General features: G+C 71.6%; 4 protein-coding genes, 1 pseudogene and 1 CRISPR repeat array. Of the genes and pseudogenes, 3 read left to right on the forward strand and 2 right to left on the reverse strand.

Going from position 1 to position 6,435, the window contains the following annotated elements; translation table 11 throughout:
- Window positions 1-304: pseudogene (locus NBZ83_RS29045) on the forward strand (flavodoxin domain-containing protein); the annotation flags it as partial.
- Window positions 305-323: 19 nt separating this feature from the next.
- On the opposite strand, the gene NBZ83_RS29050 reads toward NBZ83_RS29045, so the two are convergent.
- Window positions 324-1,247: an LLM class F420-dependent oxidoreductase gene (locus tag NBZ83_RS29050; RefSeq protein ID WP_261570579.1), complete on the reverse strand. Its 924-nt coding sequence runs from the start codon at window positions 1,245-1,247 to the stop codon at window positions 324-326.
- 235 nt (window positions 1,248-1,482) lie between these two features.
- Between NBZ83_RS29050 and NBZ83_RS29055 the strand changes: the two genes are divergently transcribed.
- Window positions 1,483-1,983 carry a hypothetical protein gene (locus NBZ83_RS29055; RefSeq protein ID WP_261576227.1) on the forward strand — a complete coding sequence of 167 codons (501 nt, stop codon included), beginning with the start codon at window positions 1,483-1,485 and terminating at the stop codon, window positions 1,981-1,983.
- 302 nt (window positions 1,984-2,285) lie between these two features.
- On the opposite strand, the gene NBZ83_RS29060 is transcribed toward NBZ83_RS29055, so the two are convergent.
- Window positions 2,286-3,146, reverse strand: coding sequence for an alpha/beta fold hydrolase (locus tag NBZ83_RS29060; RefSeq protein WP_261570581.1), 861 nt, complete (start codon window positions 3,144-3,146; stop codon window positions 2,286-2,288).
- Window positions 3,147-3,327: 181 nt separating this feature from the next.
- Between NBZ83_RS29060 and NBZ83_RS29065 the strand changes: the two genes are divergently transcribed.
- Complete coding sequence (locus NBZ83_RS29065; RefSeq protein WP_261570582.1) at window positions 3,328-3,936, forward strand: TetR/AcrR family transcriptional regulator; 609 nt, start codon at window positions 3,328-3,330, stop codon at window positions 3,934-3,936.
- A 195-nt stretch (window positions 3,937-4,131) separates the two neighbouring features.
- Window positions 4,132-6,293: a CRISPR direct-repeat array (repeat unit 28 nt; unit sequence GTCGTCCCCGCACGCGCGGGGATCTTCC).
- Window positions 6,294-6,435: the final 142 nt, after the last annotated feature.

Below are 6,435 nucleotides of genomic sequence, written 5' to 3' on the forward strand. Positions count from 1 at the left end.
CCCGAACGCCGGTGCCCACCCGAACGCCGACGCCGGCCCGAACGCCGGCGCAGCGCGGGCACGGGCGGGGACCCGGCGCCGCCCCGAGTTGCTCGCCGCGTTCGCCGACGCCGTGGTCGCCGCGGCCCCTCCGCGTGTCCTGCGGGCCGTGCCGGCCTGGGGGCCCGGTTCCGGCGCCGGAACCGGCGCCGGCCGGCGCAACCACCGGCCGGCCCGGATGCGGCTGGTCGGGGCGGACCCCCGGCCGTCGTCCGCTGAGGCCCCCGGCTCCACCGGCGACGCCGACTACTGGGTCACCGGATAGCCGCGCACCACGAACGCGGTCAGCTCCGGGCGAGAATGATCTCCTCGCCGAAGCGGCGCACCGTCTCCTCGGACGCACCGGGATCGTCCCCGATCACGTTGCAGATGAGCCAGTCCACGCCGAGGCTCTCGTATTCGGCGATGTCGGCGCGGACCTGCTCGGCGTTCCAGCCACGGCGGACGTCGAGGATGGGGAGGACCCCGCCGAGGGCGACGGTGACCTCGGCCGGGTCACGTCCCGCGGCGGTCGTGGCGTGGCGCAGCCTGTCGATGCGCTCGCCGACGGCGGCCGAGTCGGGCACGTGGGCGGTCCGGATGGTGCCGGCCAGCGTCTCGGTGGTGAGGGTGAACAGGGCGCCCCCGCCGAAGCGGGCCGCCCGCTCCAGGCCCCATGCGCTGTTCGCGTGCACCCACAGCGGCGGGTGCGGCCGCTGGATCGCCGGCGGTCGCAGCGCGGTGCCGGACGTCTCGAAGTCGATTCCCCGGTAGGAGATCTCCTCGACGGCGGCGTCCGCGGTGAGAATCTCCAGCGCCTCGTCGAACAGGGCGCGCCGCCGGTCGAAATCGACTCCGGAGGCGCGGAACTCACCCCGCAGATATCCGGTGCCGACGCCGACGACGAGTCGTCCCCCGCTCAGCCGGTCCAGCGTGCGGATCTGGTGTGCGGTGAATAACGGATTACGGTAGGGCAGCACGGCCACCAGGGTGATTAACGTGATGTCCTCGGTCAGCGCGGCACAGAAGGCCAGGGACGAGAATGGCTCGGAACTACCCTCGCCGCCGGCGTGGGCCCATTTTGTGGATGGCGCCGGGTGATCGGTGAAAGCGATACCGGACCACCCGGTCTCCTCGGCTGCACGCGCCCACGCGGTGATGTTTCGCTGGTCCAGTACCTCGGGTCGCCACTGCGGATCACCGATGCCGTGTTGCACGCCGAATTTCATGGGTCTGCCTTTCGGTCGTCCTGGTCACACTGTGTCCTGCATCGTTCGGCAGGTGTCCGGGTAATGCGCGGCCCCATTGTCGGGTGGCTGCGCGGCGGACCAGGTCAGCTTATGCCGGTCCGCGTCCGGATGCCCCGTCAGTCGAACGTCAGCCCAGGTGGGGCCGCCGGCCGGGGAGGGTCACGGCTGCCCGGGACGCTCTCGTCCGGACTCCGCACATTGACGTGTACCGGGTGTGACCGTGCCGGAAGCTGGGTTAGTGCCGCACGCCGATGGCCCGGCTCGGGAACTCGTAGATCGTGGCCATGACGGTTTCGCCGTCATTCTGCTCGATTTCGTCGCGACGTCGCAGAGGACATTGGTGACGATGTCCTGGATTATGACCGCGTCGCTCGCCGGTCGGGCGTGTCGGAAGGTTCCTGCCGCCGTGCGGGCCTCAGGTCCGGCGATGCCGACGGGGTTCGAACGCGAGCGGGATGCGGAAGTGAATCCATTCGCCGATAGTCGTATACGGATCGGTTGCGCTGGACAACCTTCCGCGAGCCGGACTGTCGCCCGTTCGCTTTCCTCTTCAAACGCAGCCTGTACGCGGCGGCGGTGTACCGGGCGCGCGAATTCGGCCAGCAGCATCTGGCCGGCCACCGTCGCGGTTGCGGCGACCGTCGCCCTGGCCACCCTGCTCGCCACCACCCACCGGACCCTGACCACCCCCGCGGCCGAGGCCGCCGCGACCTGACCGGCGCAGGGCGAGCGGCGCAGGGCGAGCGGCGTAGGGCGAGCGGCGCCGTCAGCGTGAAATCGGAAATGTTGTGCTGCCATCGCCGCCGCGACGGCGGCACGTGAGCGGGCAGCGGACTCGGAGAGCTCGGCCGATTCGGGCGTAGCTCTTCGCGACCTGGACGGAGCTGATCGCGGTGGGGTCGCGCCGCATGCGGGACGCGGGCAGGCTGGCTGCCGACGCCGAGGGAGATCGCCCTGACCATGGCCATCGATCGGATCAGCGCGCACGCCACCGGAAGCCCGAGGTCAGGCCGGCCGTCAGCCTCCGTCGGTGGCCCGGGTGAAGTCGCGCAGGATTGAGGCGAGTTCGGCTGGCTGGTCCAGGGGGATGAGGGTGCGGGTGTCGGCCACCTCGATCAGCCGTCCCCGGGGGAGGAGCTCGGCGAGGCGGCGGCCGTGTTCCGGCGGCATCACCCGGTCCTCGGCGGCCCAGACCACCAGCGCGGGCCCGGTGAAGGTCGGCAGGTAGGTGGGCGCGTCGAGCAGGAGCTCCCGCGCCGGGCGCAGTGAGCGCAGCACCCGCACGGTGTCGCGGCGGATGCCTCCACGGGTCTCGCCGCGGCGCAGCAGCGGTTGCATCCACCGGGCGGTCGCGACGTCCCCGCGGGCCGTCAGCCAGCCGAAGGCGATCGGCGCGCGCCGCATCGGCCGCAACCGCATCTGCTGCATGACCAGGCCGAACAGCGCCGGCGGAAGTGTGCCGGCCAGGGCCAGCGTCCGCCCGGTCAGGCTCGGCGGGATGTTGTCGAACGCCTCGCAGGAGACGAGTGCGATCCGGCCCACCCGCGCGGCGCCGTCCCGCACGACGAGCTGCACCAGTGCCCCGCCGGTGTCGTTGCCGACCAGGGTGACGTCGGGCAGGTCCAGCCGGTCGAGCAGCTCGGCGACGAGGCGGGCGAGTCCGGGCAGCGAGAGGTCGGCGTCGGGGTGCATGGGATGGCGGTGCGCCCCCATGGGCAGGGTGGGGACCACACAGCGGTGATCGGCGGCGAGCTCCGCGACCGGGCCGGCCCACAGCGAGGCGTCCATCAGAAGCCCGTGCAGCAGCACCAGGACGGGGCCGGGGCCGCCGGTGTCCTCGTAGTCGATCGTTCCGGTGGACAGTTCGATCTTCGCCATGCCGGCCGCCTTCCGTGTGTCCGGAGCCACAACTTCTACGTCTCGTAGAAGAAAACCACGGACTTCGTCGTACGTCCAGCACGGATTGCATCCGAGTCATGACCCGGTGATCCGGTGATCCGGTGACCGGGCAGCCGGGTGGACCCAGTCGGGCCTGGCGGGTGGCTCGTACGCTGAGCGGATGGACCGCGACCCGCCCGGCGCGCGGGGCGCGCACACCACCGACCCCCGAACCCCTCGCCAGGGCGTCCTGCGCGAGGCCGAGATCGTCGCGTCCGCGCTGTCGATCATCGAACGGGACGGCGTCGAAGGGCTGACGATGCGCCGCCTCTCCCAGTCCCTCGGGGTGTCCCTCGGCGCGACCTACAAGCACGTCGCGACCAAGGACGACCTGCTCCGCCTGGTGACCGCCGAGCTGTACACGCGGGTACTCGACGCCGACACCCCCGACGCGGACTGGCGTCCCCGGCTGCGCTCGTTCCTGATCCGGATGCACGAGGTCGTCGGGAGCTGCCGCGGCCTCGCGGCCCATCTCGCGGCGCACTCCGGCGACCCCATCACCGCCCGGCTCTACTATCCGTTGCACGCCGCGCTCACCCAGGCCGGCTTCGCCCCCGCCGGCGCCGACCAGGTGCTGCGCGTGCTGTTCTTCTACACCTCCGGCGCGCTACTGACGCCCACGTCGGAGCTGGCCCGCGACCGGGCCGCCGCCGATTTCGCCGCGGGCCTCGACATGGTGCTCGACGGCGTCGCCGGCGCCCTCACCGCCGAGCGCGCCGCCGCGTCCTGAACCCCACCAGCCAGCGTCCTCCGTTCCAACGCTGGCGCATTTCCTCGGCCGGCCCGCTCGCCCTTGTACCATCCGCGGCGTTACGAGGGCTTCGACTCATACGGCGATGATGCAGAGCCGGCTAACGTCCCAAACCCCGCGCTCCTACCGATGCAAATCGCACCACTCTGTTGCTAAAGTCCCAGCTCAGCAAGTGTCGTCCCCGCACGCGCGGGGATCTTCCTTTCGATACGCCATCTCGCCATATCTACCTAACGTCGTCCCCGCACGCGCGGGGATCTTCCTCCGCGTTTCGGCCAGCGTCAGTTGCTCGCACAGTCGTCCCCGCACGCGCGGGGATCTTCCCAGCCGGCGGCCGGTGTCCGCAGGCGAGAATGAGTCGTCCCCGCACGCGCGGGGATCTTCCCGCTGCCGCCTCCGAGCTGATCATGCCGGAGACGTCGTCCCCGCACGCGCGGGGATCTTCCCTGGGCGCGGTCGGCACCGCCGCCACCGGCATGGTCGTCCCCGCACGCGCGGGGATCTTCCGCCGTCGCGCCGACGCCGCTCGTCTGCGAGATCGTCGTCCCCGCACGCGCGGGGATCTTCCCAAGGGAGCACGTCATGTCCGAGCTCGACACCCGTCGTCCCCGCACGCGCGGGGATCTTCCTCCCTGGGTCGCCCGCGATCGGCCCGACCTCGCGTCGTCCCCGCACGCGCGGGGATCTTCCCCTGATCGTCTCCTCGGCCAGTTCGACGTCCGGGTCGTCCCCGCACGCGCGGGGATCTTCCCGTGCCGGGCGCGTCCGGGTCGACCGTCAGGCCGTCGTCCCCGCACGCGCGGGGATCTTCCCGCGCTCGCCCGTCGCGGGCTGGTCGAGTCTGCGTCGTCCCCGCACGCGCGGGGATCTTCCTGGGGAGGATGACCAGCAGCTAGCCGCGCGTCTGTCGTCCCCGCACGCGCGGGGATCTTCCCCCGGACGTTGGCCCAGAGGCTCGCCACGAGGAGTCGTCCCCGCACGCGCGGGGATCTTCCCCAGCGCAGGACGGTCGCCCACGTGCCCGACTTGTCGTCCCCGCACGCGCGGGGATCTTCCGGCGAACGGCGTCCGGAGGTCGAGATCCATGAGGTCGTCCCCGCACGCGCGGGGATCTTCCCGACGTCCTCGCGCTCGTCGCGGCCGCCGCACTGTCGTCCCCGCACGCGCGGGGATCTTCCGAAGAAGACGCCCGCCGCGAAGCAGGCCGCTGCGTCGTCCCCGCACGCGCGGGGATCTTCCGTCGTGTATCAGGAGTATCCCGCGCCACGGTGGGTCGTCCCCGCACGCGCGGGGATCTTCCTTGCGAGATTGGCGGGGCGGGATTGATGCTTTCGTCGTCCCCGCACGCGCGGGGATCTTCCTCGGGATGAGCCGGGCTAGCTCCGCCTCGAGACGTCGTCCCCGCACGCGCGGGGATCTTCCCGGGAAACGCTGGTCGGCCCGCGACCTCCTGCGGTCGTCCCTGCACGCGCGGGGATCTTCCCACCAGGGCCGCTGATCCCGGATGCATCTTGTAGTCGTCCCCGCACGCGCGGGGATCTTCCCCCCGTGCACGTCGCTGACGCGGCGCTGGCGACGTCGTCCCCGCACGCGCGGGGATCTTCCCCGGATGTCCGTACAAGTATGGGCCCAGACGCAGTCGTCCCCGCACGCGCGGGGATCTTCCCCGTGGGTTTGGTGAGCTGCGTCACACGGTTTGGTCGTCCCCGCACGCGCGGGGATCTTCCTACCGATGTCGGATATCGCATTCCCGGGCGTTAGTCGTCCCCGCACGCGCGGGGATCTTCCCCTCAGCCGAAAGGAGCCCACAATGGGCCGCAGTCGTCCCCGCACGCGCGGGGATCTTCCGCACCCATGGCCAGCCGCACGCTGTCCGCCGTCGTCGTCCCCGCACGCGCGGGGATCTTCCCGTCTCCCGCGGCGACCGTCAGGTGTGGCCCACGTCGTCCCCGCACGCGCGGGGATCTTCCCCGCTACACCGTCCACGATTCCCCGCCCGACGAGTCGTCCCCGCACGCGCGGGGATCTTCCCAAGTTCCGGCTCACCGCTCGACTCGGGTCGCTGTCGTCCCCGCACGCGCGGGGATCTTCCGGAGGATTTGTGGAGCAGAGCACCGGTCAGGCTGTCGTCCCCGCACGCGCGGGGATCTTCCGGAGGATTTGTGGAGCAGAGCACCGGTCAGGCTGTCGTCCCCGCACGCGCGGGGATCTTCCTGGCTGTGGCCGTCGCCCGCACGATCCGATCGTGTCGTCCCCGCACGCGCGGGGATCTTCCCGACGTCGGTCCCACAGCGCGTGGGTGCCGGCAGTCGTCCCCGCACGCGCGGGGATCTTCCTGGTTCACCGACGTACTAGTGGTCGTCGCCGTTAGTTCGTCGGTGATCGGCGGTGCCGGGTAGGTAGAGGCCGGCGGTGAGGTCGAGGGCTGCTTCGGCGGTACCGGTCCAGGATCCGTCGGGCAGGACGGCGTCGGCGTAG

Source organism: Frankia gtarii, assembly GCF_025403375.1.
GTDB classification, from domain to species: domain Bacteria; phylum Actinomycetota; class Actinomycetes; order Frankiales; family Frankiaceae; genus Frankia; species Frankia gtarii.